At 62.7% G+C, this 23,330-nt stretch carries 30 protein-coding genes; 9 read left to right on the top strand and 21 right to left on the bottom strand.

Annotated features, from left to right (window positions below; all coding sequences use genetic code 11):
• Positions 1–4: 4 nt before the first annotated feature.
• From FZF13_RS22135 to FZF13_RS22100, 9 genes are read right to left on the bottom strand one after another with little or no spacing between them, the layout of a single operon-like run.
• Positions 5–1,570: a DUF935 domain-containing protein gene (locus FZF13_RS22135; RefSeq protein WP_024925156.1), complete on the bottom strand. Its 1,566-nt coding sequence runs from the start codon at positions 1,568–1,570 to the stop codon at positions 5–7.
• The gene (locus FZF13_RS22130) at positions 1,570–2,952 is read right to left on the bottom strand and encodes a phage terminase large subunit family protein (RefSeq protein WP_036253504.1); all 1,383 of its coding nucleotides are present in this window, start codon (positions 2,950–2,952) and stop codon (positions 1,570–1,572) included. Before FZF13_RS22130 ends, FZF13_RS22135 begins: the two co-directional genes overlap by 1 nt.
• Entirely contained in the window at positions 2,952–3,515 is a 564-nt protein-coding gene (locus FZF13_RS22125; RefSeq protein ID WP_024925155.1) for a phage protein Gp27 family protein, read from the bottom strand. Before FZF13_RS22125 ends, FZF13_RS22130 begins: the two co-directional genes overlap by 1 nt.
• A 1-nt stretch (position 3,516) precedes the next feature.
• Positions 3,517–3,819, bottom strand: a complete 303-nt coding sequence (locus FZF13_RS22120; RefSeq protein WP_024925154.1) for a VpaChn25_0724 family phage protein — start codon at positions 3,817–3,819, stop codon at positions 3,517–3,519.
• The gene (locus tag FZF13_RS29030) at positions 3,816–4,205 is read right to left on the bottom strand and encodes a DUF2730 family protein (protein WP_024925153.1); all 390 of its coding nucleotides are present in this window, start codon (positions 4,203–4,205) and stop codon (positions 3,816–3,818) included. Before FZF13_RS29030 ends, FZF13_RS22120 begins: the two co-directional genes overlap by 4 nt.
• Positions 4,205–4,726, bottom strand: coding sequence for a hypothetical protein (locus tag FZF13_RS29025; protein WP_024925152.1), 522 nt, complete (start codon positions 4,724–4,726; stop codon positions 4,205–4,207). Before FZF13_RS29025 ends, FZF13_RS29030 begins: the two co-directional genes overlap by 1 nt.
• The gene (locus tag FZF13_RS22110) at positions 4,726–5,571 is read right to left on the bottom strand and encodes a glycoside hydrolase family 108 protein (protein WP_051504832.1); all 846 of its coding nucleotides are present in this window, start codon (positions 5,569–5,571) and stop codon (positions 4,726–4,728) included. Before FZF13_RS22110 ends, FZF13_RS29025 begins: the two co-directional genes overlap by 1 nt.
• Complete coding sequence (locus tag FZF13_RS22105) at positions 5,568–5,936, bottom strand: hypothetical protein (protein ID WP_024925150.1); 369 nt, start codon at positions 5,934–5,936, stop codon at positions 5,568–5,570. Before FZF13_RS22105 ends, FZF13_RS22110 begins: the two co-directional genes overlap by 4 nt.
• On the bottom strand, positions 5,933–6,148 hold the full coding sequence (locus FZF13_RS22100; protein ID WP_024925149.1) for a hypothetical protein: 216 nt from the start codon (positions 6,146–6,148) through the stop codon (positions 5,933–5,935). The genes FZF13_RS22105 and FZF13_RS22100 overlap by 4 nt, the downstream gene beginning before the upstream one ends.
• A 29-nt stretch (positions 6,149–6,177) precedes the next feature.
• Between FZF13_RS22100 and FZF13_RS22095 the strand changes: the two genes are divergently transcribed.
• Positions 6,178–6,468 (top strand): hypothetical protein, encoded by a 291-nt coding sequence (locus FZF13_RS22095; RefSeq protein WP_024925148.1) that lies wholly within the window; start codon positions 6,178–6,180, stop codon positions 6,466–6,468.
• 5 nt (positions 6,469–6,473) lie between these two features.
• Here FZF13_RS22095 and FZF13_RS22090 read toward each other — a convergent pair whose 3' ends face one another.
• Positions 6,474–7,094, bottom strand: a complete 621-nt coding sequence (locus FZF13_RS22090; protein WP_024925147.1) for a regulatory protein GemA — start codon at positions 7,092–7,094, stop codon at positions 6,474–6,476.
• Between the two features lie 89 nt (positions 7,095–7,183).
• Here FZF13_RS22090 and FZF13_RS22085 point away from each other — a divergent pair, with 89 nt between their 5' ends.
• Positions 7,184–7,627: a S8/S53 family peptidase gene (locus tag FZF13_RS22085; RefSeq protein ID WP_024925146.1), complete on the top strand. Its 444-nt coding sequence runs from the start codon at positions 7,184–7,186 to the stop codon at positions 7,625–7,627.
• A gap of 36 nt (positions 7,628–7,663) precedes the next feature.
• The gene (locus tag FZF13_RS22080; protein WP_024925145.1) at positions 7,664–8,296 is read left to right on the top strand and encodes a C2 domain-containing protein; all 633 of its coding nucleotides are present in this window, start codon (positions 7,664–7,666) and stop codon (positions 8,294–8,296) included.
• A gap of 2 nt (positions 8,297–8,298) precedes the next feature.
• Here FZF13_RS22080 and FZF13_RS22075 read toward each other — a convergent pair whose 3' ends face one another.
• The 10 genes from FZF13_RS22075 to FZF13_RS29020 form a co-directional block, all read right to left on the bottom strand.
• A complete protein-coding gene (locus FZF13_RS22075) occupies positions 8,299–8,946 on the bottom strand; it encodes a DUF3164 family protein (RefSeq protein WP_065997801.1) in 648 nt (215 codons plus the stop codon).
• Positions 8,947–8,966: 20 nt separating this feature from the next.
• Positions 8,967–9,308: a hypothetical protein gene (locus FZF13_RS22070; RefSeq protein ID WP_024925143.1), complete on the bottom strand. Its 342-nt coding sequence runs from the start codon at positions 9,306–9,308 to the stop codon at positions 8,967–8,969.
• Positions 9,308–9,721 (bottom strand): hypothetical protein, encoded by a 414-nt coding sequence (locus FZF13_RS22065; protein ID WP_024925142.1) that lies wholly within the window; start codon positions 9,719–9,721, stop codon positions 9,308–9,310. The genes FZF13_RS22070 and FZF13_RS22065 overlap by 1 nt, the downstream gene beginning before the upstream one ends.
• Positions 9,718–10,356, bottom strand: coding sequence for a hypothetical protein (locus FZF13_RS22060; RefSeq protein WP_024925141.1), 639 nt, complete (start codon positions 10,354–10,356; stop codon positions 9,718–9,720). Before FZF13_RS22060 ends, FZF13_RS22065 begins: the two co-directional genes overlap by 4 nt.
• Positions 10,356–11,120, bottom strand: a complete 765-nt coding sequence (locus tag FZF13_RS22055) for an AAA family ATPase (protein ID WP_024925140.1) — start codon at positions 11,118–11,120, stop codon at positions 10,356–10,358. Before FZF13_RS22055 ends, FZF13_RS22060 begins: the two co-directional genes overlap by 1 nt.
• 78 nt (positions 11,121–11,198) lie before the next feature.
• Entirely contained in the window at positions 11,199–13,328 is a 2,130-nt protein-coding gene (locus tag FZF13_RS22050; protein ID WP_024925139.1) for a DDE-type integrase/transposase/recombinase, read from the bottom strand.
• Positions 13,325–13,774, bottom strand: a complete 450-nt coding sequence (locus FZF13_RS22045; protein WP_024925138.1) for a hypothetical protein — start codon at positions 13,772–13,774, stop codon at positions 13,325–13,327. The genes FZF13_RS22050 and FZF13_RS22045 overlap by 4 nt, the downstream gene beginning before the upstream one ends.
• Complete coding sequence (locus FZF13_RS22040; RefSeq protein ID WP_024925137.1) at positions 13,771–14,619, bottom strand: ParB/RepB/Spo0J family partition protein; 849 nt, start codon at positions 14,617–14,619, stop codon at positions 13,771–13,773. Before FZF13_RS22040 ends, FZF13_RS22045 begins: the two co-directional genes overlap by 4 nt.
• 118 nt (positions 14,620–14,737) lie before the next feature.
• Positions 14,738–14,989 (bottom strand): hypothetical protein, encoded by a 252-nt coding sequence (locus FZF13_RS22035; RefSeq protein WP_024925136.1) that lies wholly within the window; start codon positions 14,987–14,989, stop codon positions 14,738–14,740.
• A complete protein-coding gene (locus FZF13_RS29020; protein WP_024925135.1) occupies positions 14,986–15,297 on the bottom strand; it encodes a helix-turn-helix domain-containing protein in 312 nt (103 codons plus the stop codon). Before FZF13_RS29020 ends, FZF13_RS22035 begins: the two co-directional genes overlap by 4 nt.
• Positions 15,298–15,411: 114 nt before the next feature.
• On the opposite strand from FZF13_RS29020, the gene FZF13_RS22025 reads away from it, so the two are divergent.
• From FZF13_RS22025 to FZF13_RS22000, 6 genes are all read left to right on the top strand, one after another.
• Positions 15,412–16,059 carry a hypothetical protein gene (locus FZF13_RS22025; RefSeq protein WP_024925134.1) on the top strand — a complete coding sequence of 216 codons (648 nt, stop codon included), beginning with the start codon at positions 15,412–15,414 and terminating at the stop codon, positions 16,057–16,059.
• 389 nt (positions 16,060–16,448) lie between these two features.
• Positions 16,449–17,528, top strand: a complete 1,080-nt coding sequence (locus FZF13_RS22020; protein WP_024925133.1) for an aromatic ring-hydroxylating oxygenase subunit alpha — start codon at positions 16,449–16,451, stop codon at positions 17,526–17,528.
• Positions 17,529–17,534: 6 nt separating this feature from the next.
• A complete protein-coding gene (locus tag FZF13_RS22015; protein WP_024925132.1) occupies positions 17,535–18,440 on the top strand; it encodes a hypothetical protein in 906 nt (301 codons plus the stop codon).
• A complete protein-coding gene (locus tag FZF13_RS22010) occupies positions 18,430–19,932 on the top strand; it encodes a Dyp-type peroxidase (RefSeq protein WP_139116467.1) in 1,503 nt (500 codons plus the stop codon). Before FZF13_RS22015 ends, FZF13_RS22010 begins: the two co-directional genes overlap by 11 nt.
• Positions 19,919–20,890 (top strand): ABC transporter substrate-binding protein, encoded by a 972-nt coding sequence (locus FZF13_RS22005; protein WP_161773068.1) that lies wholly within the window; start codon positions 19,919–19,921, stop codon positions 20,888–20,890. The genes FZF13_RS22010 and FZF13_RS22005 overlap by 14 nt, the downstream gene beginning before the upstream one ends.
• A gap of 18 nt (positions 20,891–20,908) precedes the next feature.
• A complete protein-coding gene (locus FZF13_RS22000; RefSeq protein WP_081766925.1) occupies positions 20,909–21,571 on the top strand; it encodes a flavin reductase family protein in 663 nt (220 codons plus the stop codon).
• Positions 21,572–22,493: 922 nt separating this feature from the next.
• On the opposite strand, the gene FZF13_RS21995 is transcribed toward FZF13_RS22000, so the two are convergent.
• The gene (locus FZF13_RS21995; RefSeq protein WP_024925129.1) at positions 22,494–23,276 is read right to left on the bottom strand and encodes a sulfite exporter TauE/SafE family protein; all 783 of its coding nucleotides are present in this window, start codon (positions 23,274–23,276) and stop codon (positions 22,494–22,496) included.
• Positions 23,277–23,330 lie beyond the last annotated feature (54 nt).

The raw sequence follows: 23,330 nt of genomic DNA, 5'->3' as shown, positions 1-23,330 counted from the left end.
GCCGCTAGTCGCCACGGTCGACCTCCGCCGCCTCGCCGGCCAGCCAGGCCAGAAGCATCGCCTGCCGCAGCGCGGTCACCAGCTCGGCCGGCGTGCGCTCGACCGCGGCAACGCGAAACAGAACCGCCTCGGCCGCCTCCAGGCTGCCGGCGCGGCCAACCAACCCGCGCACGCGGTCGACTAACGCGGCTACAGCCGGCGCACCGAGATTCGCGCCCTGCTGCCCGATCAGCTCGTCCGGCAAGGCGGCGGCTGGCGTGTGCTGATGCTGCAGCGCAGGCTTCTCTCGGGGCTTTTCCGACCGCTCGGCCCTGCCCGGCTCTTTCGGCACCGCCGGCGCCAGCACCTCGTCCTGCGGGCCGGGTTCGGCCAGGCCGAACTTGTCGCGGATCTCCGAGGCCTGCACCCTGAGCCCGATCGGCACCAGCTGTGACAGCGCCGTCGACAATTGCGCCAGGTCCTCCTTTTCCGGCCGGGCGATGGTTAGCCGCGGATAGGCTTTCTGCGGCCCGTATTCGAGGTCGATCCACAGCCTGACCAGATCGCGGTTGAGGATCGCGGCCAGCGCGCGGGCGTCGGCGCGCTCGATGTCCTCCTGCACCTTGCGGTGTTCCTCCGACACGGCATGGCCGCCGGAGATGGCGTCTGTCGTCGTGGTCTGGCCGAGCACCGCCTTGGAGACCTGCCGGTCCAGCCAGTCGACGCGCTTTTCATAAAGGTCGATCGAGGCGCCGATCGATTTCGCCTCGACGAACTCGATCGCCATGCCGTCCGGCATGATCGCGGCGCAATCGCCAGCGATATTGGCCACCGCCCGATAGAGCTTGCGCTTGTCGTCGTCGGTGGCGTCGGCGCCATATTTGCCGATGCGGATCGGCTGCCCATAGGTCTGGGTGAAGATCGCCCAGTCGCGGTTGGCGAAGGCCTTGAACATCCAGGCCCAGGCGGCGACGCGCGCCAGGCCGGAACGCATCGGCAGGCCGGACTTCGCCTTCATCACCGCGAAGATGAATTCGCCGGGCGGCAGCGGCAGTTCGCGGCCGTCCTCGTCCAGCATCAGCGGCGTGGCGAGATCCTGCCTGGCGAAACGGAACCAGCGCTGGTCCCAGCGGTCGAGCCGCTTCGGCTGCCATTGCCCTTCCGATGTGTCCCATTGGATGCGGGTGAAGGAATAACCCTTGCCGACGCTGTCCAGCACGTCGAAGGTCTCGTCCTGCAATTCGTCGCGCTGCAGCCAGGCGCGGATCCGGTCCGCCTTCTCGACATCGGCGGCGGCATCGCTTGCGGCATCCACCGTCACCTCGAGCTGCGCCACCGACCGTTTGCGGGTGCCGATGACGCCGAGATAATGCAGGTCGCGTTCCTCGATCTGTTCGGCGAGCTCGAGATAGCGCACCGGGTCGCCCTGGTCGGCTTCGCGTAGGATGGCGGCGAGCCTGATCGGGTTCAGCCCGTCTGCCGGATAGCCTGACATTGGCGAGCGCACACCGGTCAGCGTCGGCCCCTCGCGTTCCTGCACCAGCGCTTTCCGGTCTATCGGCCTGCCATAGGCGTCGAGGATCTGCACCATCACCAGGTCCCTCCCCGGATCGAGGCGCCGAGCGGCCCGCGAAAGGCATCGTCGTCGCCGAAATCATCGTCGTCCGCACGCTCGAAGCCGCGCCTGTTCAATGCCGCTTCACGGCGGCTTGAAACCGGCTCGTAGCCATATTGGTAACGCGGGCCGGCGGCGGCATTGACCGCCAGGAAACAGGCCCAGGCGCGGTCGGCATGGTCGTCGTCGCGTTCGGCGACGAAGCGCGGCGCGCCGGTCGGACCGGCCACCTTGCGCAATTTGTGCAGGTCGGACCGCAAGGCCGGCCGCCCTTCGGGAATACGGATGGTGCGGTCCTCGAAACGTTCCTTGCCCGCCGTCGCCATCACCAGCTTGTTCGGCCCGGTAAACAGGACACCCTCGATGCGGTGTTCGCCATAACGGCGCTGCGCATCCTCGACAGGCTTTTCACCCATGCCAGTCTGGTCCATGCAGGCCCGGCCGACGCGGTAGCGCCGCATCACCTCGTCCAGCGCCTGGTCCTGCGCGGCGAAGGTGGCGCGCTTCATCTCGACGATCTCGCGCGTCCACAAAACGTCGCCGACCTGTTCCAGCACCCAGATGACGAAGAGGTCGTTGCGGCGGCCGATGTCGACGCCGACGAAGCAAACGCCGCCCTGATAGGCTTCCGGCTCGCCGGCCCGCGCATCCTCGACCGAACTGATCAGTTCGTAGGACAACCAGCTCGACGCCTCGTCGAGATATTTCAGCTCGTATTCCTGCGCCCAGGCATCCTCGTCGGCGAGGCCGGCGCGCAGTTCCTCGATGTCGCGCGGCAGTCCGTCGGCCACCGCCTGGTAGATATCGACGGCATGGCGCGACCAGGCGCTGTCGGTACCGGTGTCGAGCTCGTAGAACTTGCCCGACTTGCCGTTGGGCGTGGACGTGACACGCAGCTTCCAGCCGGCCGAGATCACCGGAAACAGCGCCTTCCAGATGGCGGCGCTGTCCTTGTGGAAGGCGAATTCGTCGAGGAAGACATTGGCCGAAAAACCGCGCGCCGTATCGGGATTGGCGGGCAGCGCCAGGATACGCGAGCCGTGCGGCAACGCCACTTCGAGCGCGGTGTATCGGACCGCGCCGATATCGTAGTCCTGCTCATACTCCTGGAAAGTCATGCCATAGGCCCTGGCATGCAGCTTGACGCCCTCGTCCATCGCCTCGCGCGCCTGGCGTTCGCCGCGCGACAGGATCACCCAGCGCGTGCGCGCCTGCCTGACTACATGTTCGAAACTGTCGTCGACGGTCTCCAGCGTCGTCGTGAAGGTCTTGCCGGTCTGTCGCGCGAACTTGCCCAGCTTGAAGCGGGAGCGGTCGTCGAACCAGCGGCGCTGGTAGCCATAGAGGATCGGCCGCATCAGGCGCCCTCCCGGTAGGCCTTGCGGATCAGTTCGAGCACCTGCCCGGCATCGACCGGCCGTCCGGTCCTGCAGACCTCCTCGGCCACTTTTTCCACCGTGCGGTCGAGTTTTTCGGCGGCGCGGCGGTTTTCCGTCGCACGGCGGTCGGCCGAGACCTGCTGGCCGGTGACGACATTCTTGTAGGCGGCGGCAAGTTCCTGCGCCTGCTTGGTGGTCTTGGCCTCGTCGAGCAGATCGTCGATCAGCGTCTTGATCAGTTCGCCCAGCACCACATCGGCATCGCCGACCTTGTCCGGCTGCAATTGCTCGGCGATCCCGGCATAGATGGCGCTGCGTTCCTCCAGCCGGTCGCGGCGGCGCTTCAGCCGCACATTGCGGCGCGAAAAAGCGGAGCGCGACAGCGGCCCCTGCCCCTTTTCGGCGAGACGGCGGTTCAGATCGGCAAGAATGTCGACCTGGGTGCGGCTGCGCTGGTTGAGCTGGCACAGCGCCCACGCCACATCGTCCTGGCACTCTTCCGGCAACAGGTCGAGTGAGGAGAGAACCCGGCGCTCGGCCATCTCAGCGCACAGGCCGGCTGGTGCGCTTGACGCCGGCCAGAAAACGCCGGTGCGAAAGATGCTCAGTGCCGGCCGGCTGAAGCGTGGCGATGATCACGGTTCCCGCCGGCGTCAGCCGCACCGCTTCCATCTCCTTCAGCCAGGCAAGCTCGCGCTCGACCCATTCGCGCTCGCGCACGATCATGAACATGTCGGCCAGATGTTCGCGCAGCGCGCTCGAGGTGGCGCTCTCGTTCGGTTCCTCGGCCAGCGCGCGCAGGATGATCAGGCGCGCCTCCTCGCGAATGATGCGCTCCAGGCTCATCGTTTCCTCTCGAGTTCCAGCTCCTGCAACCGCGACGCGATCGCCTGCACCGGCTGCAACCGTTCGCTCAACGCGTCGATGCGGCCGGACAGGCGTTCGTCCATCGCCGTCATCGAACCGGTCAGCTCGACCATGGCGAGCTCCAGTCGGTGCGCCTGCTCGCGGTCGGGCAGATGTTTCAGTTCGGTCTCCAGCGCCTGGATGCGGCGCTCATGCGCATCGAGCCCCGCGTCGATGGCGGTCAGCGCCTTGGCGCTTGTCTCCTTGTGGCCGTCGAGATCCCTGGCGATCGTCTTCTCGCCGGAGGTGAACCAGCCATAGACGATGACGGCGAGCGCGATGAAGGACAGCGCGAAGGACAGCCATTCGCTCACGGTCTCCGGCATCAGGCGCTCCCCGGCCTTGCGCCCCACAGGTCGCGCGCCTTGTCGGCCAGTCGCAGCACCGTGTTGCCGCCCATGTTGAGCACCTGGTAGCAGGTGGTGAGCCAGATCAGGTCGGCGATCGACGGCCGCTCGATGGCAGCGCCGGTGGCGGCATTGACGACCGGCACCAGCACCCAGCTGTAAGCCCACAGCGCCATGATGAACCATTGCCAGGCCGGCACCCATGCCGGCGTCGCCTTGTCCTGGACAAAGGCATGGCCGGCCTTCATGCGCGCCACCTCGGCGGCGATCAGTTCCGGCGTCTCGTCCTCGGTGGCGGCGACCGCCGCCTCGATCCTTTCGGGCGGCTGCGCCGGGATCTTGTCTGGCGGCACGCCGAGCTTTTCGGCGACGCTGTCGATGACGGCGGCGCCGATATCGGCGGCCTCGCCGCCAAGAAAACGCTCCAGCACCGATTTGACCAGCGGCGCGCCGACCTTGCGCGCTGCCTCGATGAGGACCGAGCCGACCAGCGGATCCATCAGGCATCCCCCATCGCTTCGATCTCGGCGCGATAGGCGGCGGCGCGCTGGCGATGCAGGACGGCGCGAACGGCGAAGACCAGCGCCACCAGCATGCCGGCCGCCAGAAGTGCTGCGATCGACCAGCCGGCGAGCTGCTCGGCATGACCGGGATTAAGCATGAGGTCGCCGCCTCCGCCGGCCGTCGCAGCACCGGTGCCGCCGCTACCGGCCGCGCGTGTCCTTGCCTTGGCCTGCGCCGCCCTGTGTTCGTCGGCGAGCGCCGCCTTGACCTCGTGACCGGGGAGCGAGGCGGCCAGCGCCCAGGCGACGCCCCTGGCCTCGATCGCCGCGATGCGTTTGCCCCAGCCGCCGCCGAAACTGCGCCAGATGGCGAGCGAACGCACGAAACCGAGGCGCTTGCCGCAAAGCATCTTCACCGTCTGGTGGTCGGCGCCGCCGAGCGAGGCGGCCAGCCATTTTTTCGCCCGCCCCGGCCCGCTCATCACGCCGGCATCGAAAGTAGCAAGATCGACGCCGGTGGCCAGCCGGTCGGCCCCGACCTTGTCCCAATAGTCGAGCCGGTAGATGCGCGCGACCATGGCCGGCGCGATGTTGCGCAGGGCGGTCTTGGTGGCGTTGGGCACGAAACGCCGATAGGTGGCGAGCGTGATGCCCTTCATGGTGGCGCCGCCGGGGTCGCGCGGATGGTCGGCCCATTCGCCCTCATGCTTCAGTGTAAGTTTGAGACTGGCCTCGAAATTCTGGCGCATGGCGGGCGGCTCCGGCGGCTGGAAACGGCCTGGAGCATGGGCGCCGCCGCGCGCGGCAGCCATGCCCGCCGAGGCGGGCATCGGTATCGTCATCTGGGGAAAAGATCGCCCTGGCGCGGATCGCCGGAACCCTTGGCCGGCTTGTTCGGCATGGCGTAGAACAGGCGATCGACGCCGCTTTCGCTCATGCCAAGCCTGAGCGCGATTTCCGCGTTGGAGCAGCCGGCGGCGCGATAGTGCCTGGCGCGCAATTCGCGCGCAAGCGGCACGCGGATGTAGAAACCGCCATAGCGGTCGGCGAGCCTGCCTGCGGCGGCGGCACCGATGTCGGCGGCAAGCTGGCCATTGCCTTCGGCCGGCACATAGAGCCGGGTGCCGCCGCGCCGTTCGGCGAGCCGCACCAGCCCCTCGGCGCCGAGCAGCGACAACAGCAGCGAGGAGAGCCGCGTTTCGCTCACAGCGTGCCCTTGAGCTGGCATTCCAGCCGCATTTGCCGGCAGCGCAGCTCACGCAGCCGCGCCTCCAGCTCGATGCGGTGATGGCAATGCGGGCGCAGCCTGGCGATGCGCCCGGCCAGCGCCTGGGCATCGCGCTCGAGCTGGTCGAGCGCCGAACGTTCGCGCCAGATCAAGAGCGGCGGCGGACCGGCCGGCAGGCGCACCCTTTGCATCAGCGCCGCACTCCGCTAGCAAGGACGGCATGGGCATCTTGTTCGCTTTCCTGATCATCGCCTCCGACGGCCACGACAACGAGGCGCGCGGCATCGGCGCCATGATGGCGGCCTCGGCCGAGTGCGGTTTCAAGCTCGACGAGGAAGTGCTCAGGCAAATTCTGCACGGCGCCGAAGACCGCTATCCCGGCTATGCCGAGGATGTCGCCTACGCTATGAGAAGGGCCGTCGAGCGCATCCGCCAGGCGCCGCCGAAATGGCGCGCCGCCCATTGCGCCGACATGCGCCAGGACGCCAAGGATAGCGACTTGGCGAAATAGGTCTCTCATCGCCGGGTAACCTTGCGCAGCCGCGTGCCGAGCGTCGCCATAACGCCGGCCCATTCCTTCGGGCTCATCCTGTCGATCGGGTTGAAGGCATGGTCCTGGACATAGGCCGCGAAGGCCCTGAAACCCGGCTCGACCAGGCCGGCTCTTTCCAGCGTCGACCATTGCGCGATGACGATCTTGGCGCCGGGCAGCCTTTGCCAGGCCGGCATCGAAGCGCCGAGCTTCCAGTCGACGCCGCCTTCGCGCGCCGTCCAGGCCTTCAGCGCGTCGATCGCCTTGGCCGCGTCCACCGGATCGACCAGGAAGCGTGTGTGGTCGATGCCGGTCTGGCGCCGGACGAAATCGAGCAGCGCTGCGTCTGTACGGTCGCGCACCAGGCCGAGATGCCAGGCCGAGATCCACAAGGCCTGCAGCTTGCGCGCGAACGGGCCTTCAAGCCCTCTTTTCGCGCCCTTGAAGCCGTGCCGGCGCAACGCCTCCAGAAGCCGTCCGCGCTCGGTGGCATTCATGGCGCCGGCCGAAGCTTTGCCGGTGACGCGCAGCGCGAGTGCACGATAAGTGTCCTCGTCGAGGCCCAGCTGCCTGCGGGCGACATGGATTGCGGCAAGGGTGTTCACAACCGTGGCCCCATCGCCGTCTCAGCCTTGTCGTATGCGCAAGCTGTGACTAATCTTCTGTTGGGATTGGGTTTTTCGGGGGGGCTACAATGCGCAAGATTCTTGTGGGCATTGCTTTGGTTGTATTGGCCGGCTGTGCGACAACCAGCGAAATGCCGCTGGCGCCTAATGTGGTGCGTCTCGACACACAGGCCAGCGGCGCCCTCTTTGTAGGTTCCGCTCCATCCATAACGATGAAGAAGGCAGCCGAGGCGACGCTTGCGCGCGGCTATTCGCATTTCCGGCTTGAGCAAGCCACGATGGCCTCCGGCAGCCGGCTGGTAGGCATGCAGACCCAGACCAGCGGGGTCGGTACGGCAACTGTCTACGGCAACAACGCTTACGGCACATACAACGGCACCAGCTTCTCGACACCCGTTTATGCACGCACGGCAAACATCGGCGTCACCGTCATCATGTTCCACGCCAATGAAGCCGGAGCACGCGGCGCTTTCGATGCACAGCAGGTGTTGAAGAAGGGCGGCAAGATCTAACTCATGGCACCCGACTGGAAGGCATGACGACAATCCATGCACCGTTTCGCAGAACTGATCACCACCCTGCTGATAGGCATTTGCGCGGGTCTTGCCTTGGGAGGCATGACCGAGTTGGAATTTCGGCTGTATGACTGGCAGACCCTCATAGCAGGCATCTTGGCAGTCGGCGCAGCAGCAATCACCCTTTTTGAGATGCGGAGGACGGAAGCAGCTCAGGGCAAGCGGCACAACGACCTTTTGCGTTTGTCTCTTCGGCAAGACCGAATGACTATCGAGCGCTGCTCTGCGCGAGCGGTTGGATGCCGAACGATGGTAGTGAGCTACAATGAATGGCTCGCTGCTGTAGCAGCGGATCCCACAAGCCTCAAACTTTGGCCCAATCTTCGAAATATCGTCGATCGGTTCGTCTCTCTCCAGACTTTCGATGACGCAAAGAGCCTGTTTCCACCAGAGATGCATCATCGATTCTTGAGCATCAATAGATTTCACGGAAAACTGACAGACATGGTCGCGGCATACACATCCGGCGGTTCCCCAATGAGTGTTTCTCGCCAGCTGCGGCGCGCGAAAATTGTCGTCGAGCGATTGACCGATCACCTCACTGTTTTCGCGAACGAGCTTGAGGCTCTCCGGAAAGAATTTGAGATTGCAGAAGTACGTCACTGATCTCAGGCTTTCGCCAGATCGATCGTTACAGCCCGCCATTCTGCGTCTAGACTGACCCGTTCATAACAGCGCACATAAGTCTTTGAACCCACTACCCGAATGGCGTCGCGGATCGCCGCCATTGCGCTCGCCCAACGCTCGTCGTCGATGTCGTGGCGCAACAGCGCAAAGATCTCGGCGCGGTTGATCTGTCCACTTTTGTCAACGTTGAAGGCGCGCGTGACGATGGTGCGGATCTCGAAGCGGCTGTCAGCCGTCCACTCGAGCAGGCAGTCGTCGATCAGCCTCTTGGCGATCTGTAGTTGCGGGCCGAAGTCGAGATGGTCCTGCACCTGAACCGAGATCTTCAGAAGTCCGTCGAAGGTCATGAAGGTCTTGTTGCCCTTCGCGCCGCCGACCTTGGCGTCATATTCTTGCGCCAGCAGTTGCTCGAAAGCCGATAGATCATCGAAGGTGTGCTGCTTGAAGCGCGCGATCCGAGCAGAAAGGTCGCGGGCATGTCCCATCACCTTACGCACGGTCTCGTCTTGAAGCTTGTCGGCGGGCTTGATGCTCTCCAGTGGCACCAGATTGCCTTTCGCGTCAGGCAGGTAGAACCGGCCTGCGACCTCAATGGTGCCATCCGGTATTTTGAGGGATGTGGGTTGCATGTCTTCCTCCTAGACCCTGTTCACCGGCTCGCATGCACGTCCTTGGCCTGGATGGCGCGGCGCAAGGTTTTCGCCGCCTGTTCCAGCCCACGTCTTGCCGCCGGCTCGGCGGCGGTGAAACGCGCCTGCTCCAGCCGGTCGACGGCGAGGCCGACGCCGCGGCAGGCCTCGAAAATGCGCTGTTCCTCGCGCTCGCGCGCTGCCCGCAACTGGCGCAACGTGTCGATCTCGGCAGCGATGGCTGCAGCAATGGCCGGTGCGATGTCGCTGGCGATCCTGGCCGCGCGGTCGCTTGCCAGCACGGCCGGCGGCAACAGGCCGGCCAACCCGGCGGCGGTCGCCAATTGACGCCCGGCGCGCATCAGCCACCCCCTTCCTGGCTCGGCTTCAATGCCGAATGCGGGCAGCCGGAACGGCAGGCGCGGTAGACCGCGACGCGAACCGACGAGGTGGCGGCAAAGGGTTTCTTCTGCCAGTCGAGGCAGACATTGCGGCCGATCTCGCCGAGCGCCGGGCAAAGCACCATCTGCCCCATCAGCGCGCCGCGTACTTTTTCCTCGACGCGGGCGATGTCGCCGGGATAGCGCCGCGAGATCACCGTCGACAGCGCCGAGGGCGAATAGCCGACGCGCTTTTCCGCACCGCGCAGTCCCTCGCGGTCGCAGAAGGCCGCAAGTTCGCCTACCCAGTCCGGCGCCGGCGCCCAGGCACCCTGCGCCTTGTCGGCGAAGCTGCGGCCGGGTGCGGCACCGCCGGCGCGAGGCCCGCGCTTCATGGCGCCACCTCCTCGGCCAAGACCTCGCCGGCGACGCGATGGCGGTTCTGGTCGAAGACCAGTTTCGCCCGCAGCACCATCGGCGGCAGCGGGCCGCTGTTCATGGAGGGGCGCAATCGCCACAGCGCCGGTCGTCCCGGTCCGCCCGGATCGAGCCGCAGCAGATAACCAGCCTTCGACAAGGCCCCGATGTAACTCCTCGCCGTCACGGCCGGCACGGTAAGGTCGTCGGTCGAGCCATAGGCGACGAGATCGGCGAAGGAGAAGCCGGCGCGCGCCAGCGGCCCGCGCATGACGTTCCACATCTGCTGCTGGGCGGTGGACGGACGGCGCCGGCGGCCGTCGCGCGACACGGTCGGCGCGGCTTTCGGCGCCTTGATCAGGCGCCATTCCTTCTCGAGCTTGCCGGCGGCGCTGCGGCGCTCGCCGCAAGCCTCGACGAAACCGTCGCGTTGAAGCCGTCGCAACAGCGTCGGGATGGTGCCGCGCTGCGGCTCATCGCAGGCGCCGCGCACCTCGGCGGCGGTGAAACGGCGTCCGTCGGCGCCAAGCGCCCGGATCACCCGCCAGAAATGGTCGCGACCGCGATAGAGCAGTTCGGCCTTGGCCACCGTCAGCTTGAGGGCGGGCGGCATCAGGCGGCCCTCCGCGCCGAAAAGCGTTTTGGCGTCTCGCCGGTGAAGACGCGGCCGCGATAATTGGCGATGGTGAGCTCGCCGACACCGGCGGTCAGCGCGAAGGAGGCGGCGGCGTTCAGCGTCGTGGCGATCTTTCGTGCCTTGCCGCCGGTCTGCTCGCGGATCAGGTCGAGCAGTTCGTCGCTGATGCCGAGACGCGGATAGAGGAAATCGGCCAGCGCGCGCGCATCGGCGAGGTCGCAGGGCTGCGCCAGCACCCATTCCAGCACGCGGTTGTGCACGCGCTCATGCTGCTCCAGTTTCTGCGGTAGCAATTCCTCGCCGACAAGCAAAACAGGTACTTGGGCCGCCTTGTTGATGTCGCGCACCAGTTCGATCATGCCCTTGTCGACCAGCTTGTCGGCCTCGTCGATGATGACGGGCCGCGCCGGGTCGTCGCCGAGGCGGGCGATGATCTCGTCCATCATGTCGCCGATGGTGCCGCGCGGCTGCGCCACGCCGAGCTCTGCCAGCAGCGCCTGACAGAACTTCTTGCGGGTCCAGAAATCGAACACCTCGACGAACAGCGCGCCGGTGCGGTTCCAGCAATATTGCGCCGCCATCGACTTGCCGTAGCCGGAGAAGCCGGAAAAGACGCCGATATTGGGCAGATGCGGCGCCCGGTGCACCAGCGTATCGACCAGCGCCAGGCACGATGCGACATTCTTGAGCGGCGCCACCGAACCCGGCCTCACCGCATGCGACACAGAATTTCCGTTCATTCCACACCACCCCTCGAAAGCCGATCCGCCGCATTCGCGGCCCGACGCCAACAACCCGCACGCAAGACAACTGGCCGGCTAAAGACTGAGCGCGGCGCGACCGAATTCATCCAGCATCTGCCGCATGGCCCGGTATTCGGAGCCCTGGCGGTAACCGCCGAGCCACACCAGATCCTGTGGCCGCGCCGGCTCGCCGCGACCGACACGCTCCTCGATGTCGAGCGCACGCCGAAAGCGCTGCTCGCGCGTTTCCGGCAAGGCGACGACCGCCGGGCTGGCATCGGCCAGAAGCCGCGCATGGATGTCAGCGGCCTCTTCGGAAAGCGCGGCGGGTTCGTTGCGCGCGCTCGCCCGCGCCGCGGCATCGAGCGCCGGCGTGACATGTGCCTGTGTCGGCCGCGGGAAGGCGACGAGATTGCCCGCCCGTTTCTCGCCGGCGCGGCGCATGGCGTCGGCCACGGCGCGCGGCCCGATGCGGCGCATCTCCTGGCGGATGTCCTTGATGCGGCCGTCGAGATGCGCCTTTTGCGCCGCCTTGACGCGGGCAATTGTCGAGACGGGGTCGAGGCCGGCGAGTTCCGGGCAGACCGCCTCGCCGAGGAAGCTGGTGCCGTCCGGTTCGAACAGGAGGATGCGACCCATATCGGCCGGGTCCATGCGGCAGAACACCGTGCGGCCGGGCATGACCGACCCCGACAAATAATGCGCGCCGTCGATGCGGATGCCGGTCTTGGCGACGGTGCGCAAACCGTCCTTGCCAGCGACCGGCGCCAACAGGATGTCGAGCGCCGCAAGATTGTCGATGCGCCGGATCGGTCCGGAAAAGCTCGCCGCGGCCTGGAACGGGGTGCGCCGGCCGAGCCCCTCATGCGGCGTCGAGGCATAGATTGTGTCCGCCCAGTCGTCGCACCAGGCCTGGAAGTCGGCGAGGTCCATGTCGACGCCGAACAGTTCGGACGGATCGGCGCCGAGCCGCTGCGCGAACGCCTTGCGGCCTTCCAGCTTCTTGCGATCGGCGACCGAATGGCCGACGAAACCCGGCAGGCCGGCGAGATCGCGCTGGAAGGTGCCGATGGCACGTTCGACCATGCCTTTCGAACGTGGCTGATAAGGCGGCGACAGTTCCGTCTCGATGCCGAGCAGCGCGAAAAGCCGCTCCGTCGCCTGTGCGGTAAAATCCGAACCGTTGTCGGTCTTGACCTTTTCCGGCACGCCCCAGGCGAGCAGGCATTTGCGCATCAACAGACCGACGCCGGCGGCGCGTGGTGTCGGTGTCGCCAGCACCTTGATGCGGCGGGAAAAGGCGTCGATCGCCAGATAGATCGAATGGCGGCCTTCCTTCAGCATGATGTCGGCCGGCGAGGCGTCGATTTGCCAGAGCTGGTTGAGCCGCTCGGCCCTGGTCGCGCCTACCGCCGCATATTCGATGCGGCTGCGGAACCCGTCGGGATCGGTGAGCAGCATCAGCTCGTGACTGTAGTCCCGGCGCCAGATGGCGAGCTGGCGCTGCAGCGTTCTGAGCGCCGGCGCCTCGAAGGTATCGCCGAAGCGATCACGGATCAGCTCCAGCGCCCGGCCGGCCGAAAGGAACGGCATCTTGGCGATCGCGGCCAGGAGCACACTGCGCACCTGGCCGTCCAGCGCCCGGTCGAGCTGGCTCGATCCCTTGCGCGCGACGGCCGGATCGTGGCCGAGCCGGTCGGCCTGGCCGGCGTCGCGGGCCGAGCGCCAGCGTGCCAGCGAACGACCGCTGGCACGCTTGACCTGCGTCTGCACCCAGGCCGGAAGCGCGATTGAACGACTGTTGAACAGGTTTGCCACAAGATCGTCGGCGGCGGCCAGCGATAGCCCCTGCTCGCGGCGGAAACGGTCGGCCACGGCGGTGAGCGCCAGCCTGGCGTCGCGCTCGCCGCGCGCCCGCATGGTCAAGCCATCGCCACCGGTCAGCACCGGCCGCACATCGTCCTGTTCGATGCGGCAATGGCGGCCGGCATGGGCAAGCCTGGCCGACAGCGGCAACAGGTCGAGATGGAACTCGGTGCCGCCGCCGCCTTCGCGGCCTTCGCGCCGGCGGCACAGGCTGGCGTGCCGGTCCCAGCCTTCCCGCGCGATCAGCATGTTCATGCCGCGTTTGGTCGTCGGCAGGCCGGGCAGTTCGCCGGCGGCGGCAAGGGCGGCGAATTCGGCGGCGGTGAACCAGACCTTCATCGGCCGGCCCTCCATTTCGCCTCGACCGTCTGCTTCATCCTGGCGAGGTCCTTTTCATGCTCCTCGATCAGATGCAGCTCGATCAGCGACTGGTAACGGCCGGGCACCACGACATGGTCGAACAGGCCGGCGACGAAACCGAGCAGGTCGAGGCAGCCTGTGGCGGTGACCAGCGCCACGAAACGTTCCAGCGTGATGCGGTGGCTTTCCTTGGCTTCGGAAGCATAGGCGTCGAGCATGTCGGCGCTGACCGGGTAGCCGAGTTCCGAACTCATCGCCTCGGCCACCTCGGCGCGGCTCTTGCCGCATTCCTTAAGAGCCAACGAGACGGCGCGGCTGATGCGCGAACCCAGCCGGTTGCCGGAAAGGTCCGCCTCGAACCCCACCGCCACTTTTGGCGGCTGCCAGTCGAACAGGTCGGCGGTGAAGCGGTCGCGGGATTTCATCGAAACCATCCGCGCGCCCTGGCATGCACCCTGATCGCCGCTTCATGCGTATCGAGGAAGGCGCTGCGCTGGCGTTCCGACAGCCGCGACCAGTTTCCGAGTGTCGAGGCGAACAGTTTTTCGGCCGTGGTCAAAAGGCGCCGCCCTTCGACCAGGGCAAGCGCATCGGCGACGCTGGCGGCCTCGGGCGGCGAAGCGAACAAAATGTCGAGGATGCGCGCCTGCACGGCCGGTTTCTGTTCCGACAAGAGTTTCAACCCGGCCTGGTGGTCTTCCAGCCAGTTGCCGCACAGGCGGACCTTGCTGTCTTCGGAGAGCGCCGAGACGATCTGCACCGCCACCTCGATGGCGCGACGTGACAGGCCGGTCATCTCGGCGGCTTCCTGGCTGAACGCAAAGATTTCGCTTTGGCGGACCATGCCGCCGCTGTGCTGGTTGCCGCGCCGGCCGCCGCGCCTGGCCTCTGGGAAACGCGCCTCATGCGCCGATTTCAGCGCCACCAGATGTTCGGCCCGCTCCAATTTGGTCAGGTCGTGGCGATCGAGGTTCTCGACGATCTCGATCAGCCGTCGTCCGGCCTCGTCCAGCGTTCCGGCGGCGATGACGCGGGCATCGATCTCGGCCTCGCCGGCCTTCATTAACGCCGCCAGGCGCTTGGCACCGGCGATCAGCCGGAAACGGCCATTCTTCAGAGCCTCGACATTGACCGGCTGCAGGAGACCGATGGCGCGCGATGTCTTGGCGATGGTCTCGACACGAGCGGCACGCACTGCCGACAAGCGGTCTTCCGGCACGTCGATCAGCGCGACCGCGATGCGCTGGAACGTTGCCCGCGCGCCGGCCATCAGCGCCCCTCCCCGGCAACTTGCCGATGCGAAAAAATGCGCCCGCCGCCTGGGGGTGGAGCGGCGGGCGCACCGACCGCGACCGATGGGGGGCAAACGGTCACGGATTGGAAGGCGGTCAAAGCGCTTTCCTCATCAGCCAGATGGCCAGCGACAGGCAGATCAGCCCGACGGTGCCGGCGACGAAATGGGCAAGCGTGGAGCCACCCATCATGAGGTCGATGGACAGCACGGCGGCGACGATGTTGGAGGCAATCAGCACCAGAGCGATTACTGTGATCGGCCAGTTGCGCCGCGGCGGCGGCTCCGGCGCGCCGAAGACGCGGTTCCTGTCGGTTTCGTCGCGATTTTCGGACCGCCGTCGCATCATCGAGCCCCCTCCTGGTCCGTACCACTTCGAGCCTTTTGACTCGCTTCCTTTACCGGCGCGGTGCTAGGGAAAAGACGCCGCCTGCCGTTCGGCCAATAGCGGTCGGGCCATAGGGTCTGCACCGGTATGCCGAGCGCCGCCGCGATCGCGTTCTCCGCCTTCGGGTAGGATGAGCCGAGCGCGGCCGAGATTTCCGAGGCGGAGACGGGCGTATGCCGGGCAAAGGCGCTTAAAGTGCCATACCGGCGCTTGATCTCCGCCAGGATCGCGTGTCGGTCGTATCGGGTCGTGTGCTTGCCCTTGTGCACGGCTCTACCCTGAAGTGACCGGGCGGCCCGCCGCCGAACCGGTCGAGAGCAGTTTCTGGTTTTCCAGATGGTCCAGAAATGGACTAAAGTCAACAGAATTGGACCATAGCGCCGGTGGATAACCAAGAAAACAACAATCACCAGTCCGAATGGCCAAGGGGCGACGAGCCGTGGCGGCGCTGGCTGAAGCGCGTGGTCGGCAGCCATGGCGGCCCGTCGGCCATCGCCCGGCTGGCCGAGATCCCGCTGCAGACACTGAAGAATTACATGAACGGCACCACGCTGAAGCCGAACCTCGATTATCTGCGCCGCATTGCCGATAGCTGCGCCGAACCGATGGACTGGCTGCCGGAACAGGGTCGCGCCGACGCCCTGCCCGCAGACTTCATGCCCGTGAATGGTGATGGCAGCGATGTCGCGCGCTACAGTGGCGGCACGCTCACTTTCGGGGCACGGCCACAGACCGGCCGCTCGCGCTGGCGGGTGATGAGCCGCGCCATCGAACTGGCCGGCTTTCTGCCCGGCGATATCCTGGAATTCAGCGCGACGAAGAAGCCGCGCGACGGCGAACCGGTCGTCGCCGAGATCCGCAATAGCGACGGCGATCTCGCAACCGTCCTGCGCATCTACAAGCCGCCCTTCCTGATGATGCACACCGCCGATCTCGCCGTCGATATGCGCCCGATCCCGATCGAGGCCGAGGACATCGTCGTGCGCCTGCTCGGCGGTTTCGTCATGATGCTGCGCTACGCGGTGGATTGAGGAATAAAGGAGGCCTTCCGCTTTGACTAGGGCGGCAAGCTAGCGGGCAGCTAGTCGGGGGTTAGCTGCGAACAAAAGTTCGCCGGACAAACGGAGCGAACTGAAATAGGTAGTGGCGAACGATGCGCCCAAAGCCAATTTGCGGGCGCGCCATTGTTCACTCTGCCATCCTGACCTACTTGCACCCACCCGTATTTCTATCGTCATACCACGCCCGCCGACTCTGTTCGGACGGCTTTTGACCAATTCAGGCAGAACTTGAAGACACGAAGTAATCTGCCTAATGTGCAAGATGTGGTACGAGCTCATATGGGCAGTGCCTAGCGGGCGAAGAGTTCAAAAGTGTCGAGCGCGCTTGCTCGTTTTCGTATTCGTTGATTGAAGCTCGAATGTTGCTGAGGTCAGGCTTCTTTGGAAATATCGAGAAGCCTGCTACCTTCTGTTTTGAACAACTTCCCGAGGGGGGTGAGGTGGTTCTTTCTTCGGATCGTCTCGTAAATTCAGATGAACGCCTATCTGCTTTCTGGCACCCGGTGGCTCGAGTTGCTGACATCGGAGTAGAGCCGCGACGTTTGACCCTATTGGGGCAGCATTACGTGGTTGCGAGGTTGGACGGCGAGTACTCTATATTTGAAGATCGATGTCCGCATCGAGGGGCCCCGTTAAGCAAGGGCAGAGCCGCCGGAAACCTCCTTTCTTGCCCATACCATGGGTTTGTCTTCAACAGTGAAGGGAATTGCGTTGCGGCGCCAAGCGCAACTACTAACCAACTCGCCCAATTTTGCTTGAGTAGCCCGCACGGCGTAGACGTCAAGTACGGCCTTCTTTGGGTCGCACCGCAGGCTTCGAGCACCTCGCTTCCAGCTCTTCCAGAGGGACTTTGGCCGATCGACGATCGAACTTTTTGCCTTGTCGATTCATGGTCAGCTACCGCATCCCAGATCATCGACAACTTCATCGATGTAACGCACTTCCCTTTTGTACATGCCGACACTTTTGGACAGAAGGGGCGGCTGGATGTCCGGCGACTGTCTGAGGTCGACGACGGCTTCGAATGTGAGGTGTCCGCCCGAGGCAAAAGGCTGATTGGCGGAGGAAATTCGGACGATGTCGAAGAAAGAATTCTTACCTACCGCTATTACTTTCCATTTTCGCTCGCTTTGACAATTGCCTACCCTCGCCGGGGAATTTTTGATCGCATTTTCTTAGCTCTTCAACCTGAGACCACACAATCCACGCTAGTTTACAAGCTCGTTCTGCGGGGCGAGGGAGCAAACCTGTCCGAAGAACAAGCGCGGGAAGAGGCGCTGCTGCAGAGACAGATTACCGCCGAAGACAAGAACATGGTTCAGCAACTGCCGTTGTCTGGAATAGATCTCCGTAGCTACGAGGAGAGGCATGTACTGCTCGACGAACCTACCCGGCTCTTACGAAAGGTGATGTTGTCAAAATTATCCGGAGGGGAGTGACCAAATATGGCATACGCGATCACAACACTGGTCATCATCAATTCGCCTGACGATTATCTGTCATGGACGCCGCGCCAAAAGGTTATGCGCTGGCGAGCCGTTATGAAATGGCACGAATACGTGGCTCAACTTCATGCCGCGGGCAAGCTTCCCTGGTCTTGGGGCTCCCATCAGCTAATTAGCAAATTCAGAGACTCGCAAATCGTATCAACCCATGTCGCCATTTATCACTGCGACGGAATGGAAGAGTTCACCACGCTCCTCGAGCGTGATCCGCTAAGGGAATACAGCAGCTATGTAACAGTGCCATTGCGGAGTCTCGAGCGAGATTATCTCGATGAAGTTCAAAACAGAGATTGGGCAAAACCGCTGCCGTCAGATCCTGCGTCGCGCATGGCGCAACAAAGCGCCCGCGCGCTTTTTGCCACAAGGCCGCCGGAGTTGGAGGAAACGACACAAGGTTTTATAGCGCCTGCAAATTTGCCAGCGCCTCCTGACGCCCGCGCAAGCGATAGATATCGGATCTCGTATTTGCTTGTGGGTCACGCCCCCCAAGCCGGCATGACTATTTCGGATTTGCAGCGAAATGTCGAAACCGAGAAGGTAAGATGGTGGCACACCTACAATAGCAAACTTGTAGAAAGCGGCTCTGTAACACATGGCTGGGCCAGCGGTGTCCTTTGTCATCCTGGCAATCCGGTTTCAAACCAAAAGGGTGCGGCGGTTGTTATCGACGCTGAAACACCGGAAGAATTGGATGAATTGGTCAATCTGAACCCACTCGGTGAACAGAGTGAACTTCTTTCAGTCGTCTTGCGCCCGCTGGGAGATCAAAAGGAAGCAGACGGGCGGCGGCTACAGATGGCTGAGGCGGAGCTGCAAGTTGAGTTAGAGCTGCAAAATGGCAAATAACCCGACAGAAGAACCGGTAATCGATCTGACCGACATACAAGGAAATGCCTGTCCTGGCTTTCGAAAAGCTACGCAGATCACCGCTGGATTTACAATCCTTGATAGAATCGCTTTCGGGGCCTTTCTAGCAAATCTGCGTCCGCATGTTACGTCTTCGGCCGAAGTCTTGGCTTACCGAAGCGCCCTACGCAAAAGCGGTTCAGCTGAGAACGCCATATGGGTAAACATAGCTTTTACAGCAGCCGGTCTGCGCAAGCTCGTGCTTCACCACGAAAGGTCAGATCAAGGAGCATTTGGCCAAGGCTACCACGCTTCCGCGCAAAAACTGGGGATCTTCAACGAGCGTTCAAACGCCAACTCCTCCGCAAACTGGCTTATCCACGACGGAACTACAGGCGAAAACGCTTGTGACGGCATATTCATAATTGCGGGAGACGATCGAAACTCAACACAAGATTGGATGCGAGATCTTTTTGGACGCATCTCTGGAGCAAAACCGGCAGGATGGGACAAGTTTCTCATGCCAGGTTATGAGGTTGGGTCTGCGCTCGAACACCGGTGGGGCGAGCAAACCGCGATGGCTGAGCATTTCGGTTTTCGTGACGGTCTGGCTACGCCCGTAATAAGAGGCCGGGCGAACCTAGGCGCGGATTCTTGGATAGTCCAACGCGACCCAGACGATCCCAACCGCCCCACCAAACACGGTCAAGAGTTGGTTTGGCCTGGGCATCTAATTGTCGGCCAAGCGAAGGCAGCAGAAGAGGTGAACGGCACGCCCTCTAAGCTCCCGGAATTTTTCACGGGTGGCTCGTTTCTTGTCTTTTTGAGGTTGAGACAAGACGTCGCTGGTTTCCACCGATGGGTTGACACGATGTCTCGACGCTCGGTTGAGCAATTTGGAGGATCTATCGACGCGGCGAGGTCCAGTATTGCAGCAGGTGTCATGGGGCGATGGCCTTCAGGGGCATCGCTATTTTCCTCGCCAGAACGAGACCCCAACGCGGTTACTGATCAGAACATTATCTTCCCAAGGGATGGTGACGATCCACCGGGAAGTCGGTGCCCTTTGTCGGCTCACGCAAGAAAATGCAGACCAAGTTTAGACTATCCAAACCCAACACCGCCACTGTTCCGACGTGGCATTCCGTACGGCAGACCATCGACTTCGACATTGGCAGCACCCGTTGTCGATCCAGTGGATCGGGGGTTGCATTTCCTTGCCTATATGTCGTCTATCGAAGACCAGTACGAACGCCTTGTCTCAGACTTTCTCACATTCAGCTCCGCCGAGAACGGTGCCGTTCGAGATGCGCTATTGGGGCGCCTCGACGACAGGGACCAAATTGAAGTGCGCCACCCTCTCGGTCACTGCGAAGTCGTGAGTACTCCCAGACTGCAAACCACCTGGGTTCATGGGACCGGCGGCCTTTATCTATTTTCTCCAGCATTATCTCGTATCGAAACGCTGTACGAAAGGAATGGCAGTGTTTAGAGCGGCACTAAAATTGGTATTTTCATTGATAGCAATACTTCTCCAGGTATATTCTGCAAATGCGGAAGAGCGTATCACCGTGCAGCTCTCCTGGTCTCCCGCGCCAGAATTTGGATGCTTCTATCAAGCTCAAGCCGAAAACCTTTATCAGCAAGCCGGCCTCACTGTAGAATTGCGACCGGGAGGTCCAAAACTTAACGTAGAACAGACCCTGCTCACTGGCAAAGCGGATGTGGGTGTGGCTTCTTTCGCTCAAAAGGTCTTCATTTACGAACAAGAAAAGCTACCATTGGTGGCCATTGGAGCCCTATTTCAGCGTTCACCGTTAGCACTGATTTCCCGAACCGATCGCGACCTTTCGACTCTTGAGGAGTTTTCTGGAGTTCCAATCTTCATGTCAGCCCACAGCAGGCTGGCGGTGTGGCCAATGCTCAAGAAGCTATTTAATTGGAATGATGAGCAGGCAAGGGACTACATGGGAACCTTGGAGCTACCGCTCAGTTTGCCGAAAGCAGCAATCCTAGGGTTCGTCTCCAGCGAGCCTGCGCGCTTCCGTGCTGCTGGGGTGGAGCCGAAGGTGCTCCTTCTGGCAGATCACGGGTTCGACGATTACGCTTATCTCCTCGCCGTCGGAAAGGCGACACTTGATACTCGACGTAGCGCTCTACGTGCATTCGTAAAGGCGACTTTTGAGGGGTGCCGCCGCTACCTTGGCAGCAACTATCTGAAAGCTCATGAACTTATTGGGAAGGAAAACCAAGACTTAACAGCACCTATGATGGATGAAGCGCGGCTACAACTTCTCAACAACCGTATCCTTGGCTCAGCTGATCAGAAAGATTTGGCGCGGATGCTCCCCGAGCGTTGGAAGAAAATGATGGAAGCGGCTAGAACAACCGGGGCATATGGTGAGCTTGCGCACTGGCAGGATCATGTTGACTTCAATTTGGCAGACTGATTTCGAGAAATTAGACAGATGCTGTTTCGTTGCGATGAGGACAAATTCCTCACCTTTAAGATTCTATCATCCGTGATAGTGCCACGCCCGATCGCTTGGGTTGTTACGCTGGATACGATCGGACAAGTGAACGCAGCTCCATTCTCATACTTCAATCTATTTTCAACTGACCCCGCAACGATTTGTATTGGAGTTAATGGCCGCGACGATGGCGGGCAAAAGGACACAGCGCGAAACCTTGTATGCAGCGGGGAAATGGTCGTTAATCTCGTCACGGCAGCTCTTGTGTCAGATATGAATCTGACAGCTGCCGACTTCCCTTCATCTGTGTCCGAAGTGGAAATAGCAGGTATTGGTCTCGAAGCATCCACGGACGTTGCGCCTCCGCGCATATCTCAGAGTCCTGTCGCATTGGAATGCCGGGTGACGCATACTCTGCAGATAGGGCGAGCCGATCAAATCTTCGTTGGAGAGGTGATAGCTGTACATATTTGTGATGATCTGATCGAGCCCGGTGGGGGCATCGATTTTGCGCGTTTAGATTTAGTGGGTAGAGTTAATGGAAGCGGCCGATATGTGCGCTTAAGAGACGTGTTCGAAGTGCCTCGAGTGGATGCCGTAAAGGCTACCGAACTCGCAATTGGACAGCGCCAAGGGCGCAGGGAACCGGAGGATAGTTAATCGAAACGGGGAAAGTTGAAGCGCTGCTGAAGTCCGTTTCGGCCCAATCGTATCAATCCATATATAGGCGACACGCATCGATTCCCAGCGTAGAGCTGTCAACTACGGCGTAGTAGAAAGTGGTCGCCGTTCATCTTGCTGAAAGGCCCTGCACACCAAAAGGCAAGGCCAAACTCGTCGCAGGTAATTCTACGATCCCTCCGGGCAATACCGCAACCGGATGAGGTGATATCCGGCTACTTGACCTACCACGCCGCCCCGGAAGCCGCTTTCACACACCTGTGCTAAAATGCGGAAAGTACCTCACAAAGCCGACCGGAACCCACCTCTCTTCCACGCCGAAGTGGAAACTCTGTCCGAAGACAACGGGTTGCCGCAGCAATATCCTTTGACTGTCGGGCTGCGACCGAATTTCACAGTTCCCACCTCGAAGGCGCGAAGTACAGACGACCGGTTCAGATCCCTTATCGATTAAGATAATCACAAGGTGGGAACTGATCGGCTGAAAACCATCACAGTTCCCACCTCAACCCCAACTTGACCGCCTTTTTCCGAATTTGAACCGCCGCGCCATCCTCTAGACGCTTGCCAGCGCAACATCACTTGGCAGATGACAGAGATATGCAGCCCTCCGACACTCCACCGCTTCCCCGCGCAATACGTTGATTTCCATAAATTCTCGGCGGTTCCCGGCAAATCCCGCCTATTCCCACCGCTCCTCGGTCACATGCCAACTGTCTTTGCGCGTTACACGTTCACGGGCCGGGCACCAATGTTCCTCGTGGCCTCGCCAAGCCAGCCGCTATCAGGGTCTATCGAGACTTATGCCGTCGACTTCACGATCAACAGCCGCGCCCATGGCGGTCGAACCGGTCTGTGGACGCAAGGGCTGAACGGCACAGGCAGCGCTCTGCCAGCGCTATTAGCCACCGATCATATTGCGCCAGGCCATGTAGATGGCGACGACGACGATCATCAGCGCAAACAGCATGTTGAGCGCGCCCTTGCGCGTCTCAAGCAGCATGGCGGCCCTTGAGCCGCCGAGGCCGCCCGCTATGCCGCCAGCGATGAAAACGAAGGCAAGAGACCAGTCGACCATGCCCGACAGGGCATAGGAAATGGCGGTGGTCATGCCAAAAGCAGCAACGGCGACCAGCGATGAGCCGATGGCGTTGATCATCGGCATGCCGGTCGACGCGACCAGGCCCGGCACGATCAGAAAGCCGCCACCGATGCCGAAGAAGCCGGACAGCAAGCCCGTGCCGCTACCGAAACCCATTACTCGGGGCGCGTTCTCGCGACTGCAGACGGCAGTCGGATCGCCGGCAACGCCCCGGCGCCGGAACATCAACGCCCCGACGACCAGCATCAGGCCGGCAAACAAGAAGAGCAGATGGCGACCGTCAATGGCCTTGCCGAGCGACGAGCCGAAGAAGGCGCCCAGCACGCCGGCAGCGCTGTAGACGGCGGCGCAGCGCCAGTTCACGGTGCCGTTGCGAGCATGGCTGGCGAGCCCGGTCATGGCGTTGGCAGCGACCGAGACGGCACTGGTGCCGATGGCGAGATGCGCGTTGGGAACGCCGACGAGATAGACCATCAGCGGCACGGCCAGGATAGAGCCTCCGCCGCCGAACAGACCGAGGCTGAGGCCGACAACGCCACCGGAGAGTGCGCCCAAAGCATATTGAACGGGTTCCAGAAACATGGCCCGGCCCTTTCCGATCTGAAATGTCTGTGTTGCCGGACGGTCAGTTGCGGT

The sequence above is a fragment of the Mesorhizobium terrae genome (assembly GCF_008727715.1).
Taxonomy (GTDB): domain Bacteria; phylum Pseudomonadota; class Alphaproteobacteria; order Rhizobiales; family Rhizobiaceae; genus Mesorhizobium; species Mesorhizobium terrae.
The sequence above is the reverse complement of the archived record's forward strand: the minus strand, read 5'-3'. Positions and strand labels throughout refer to the sequence as shown.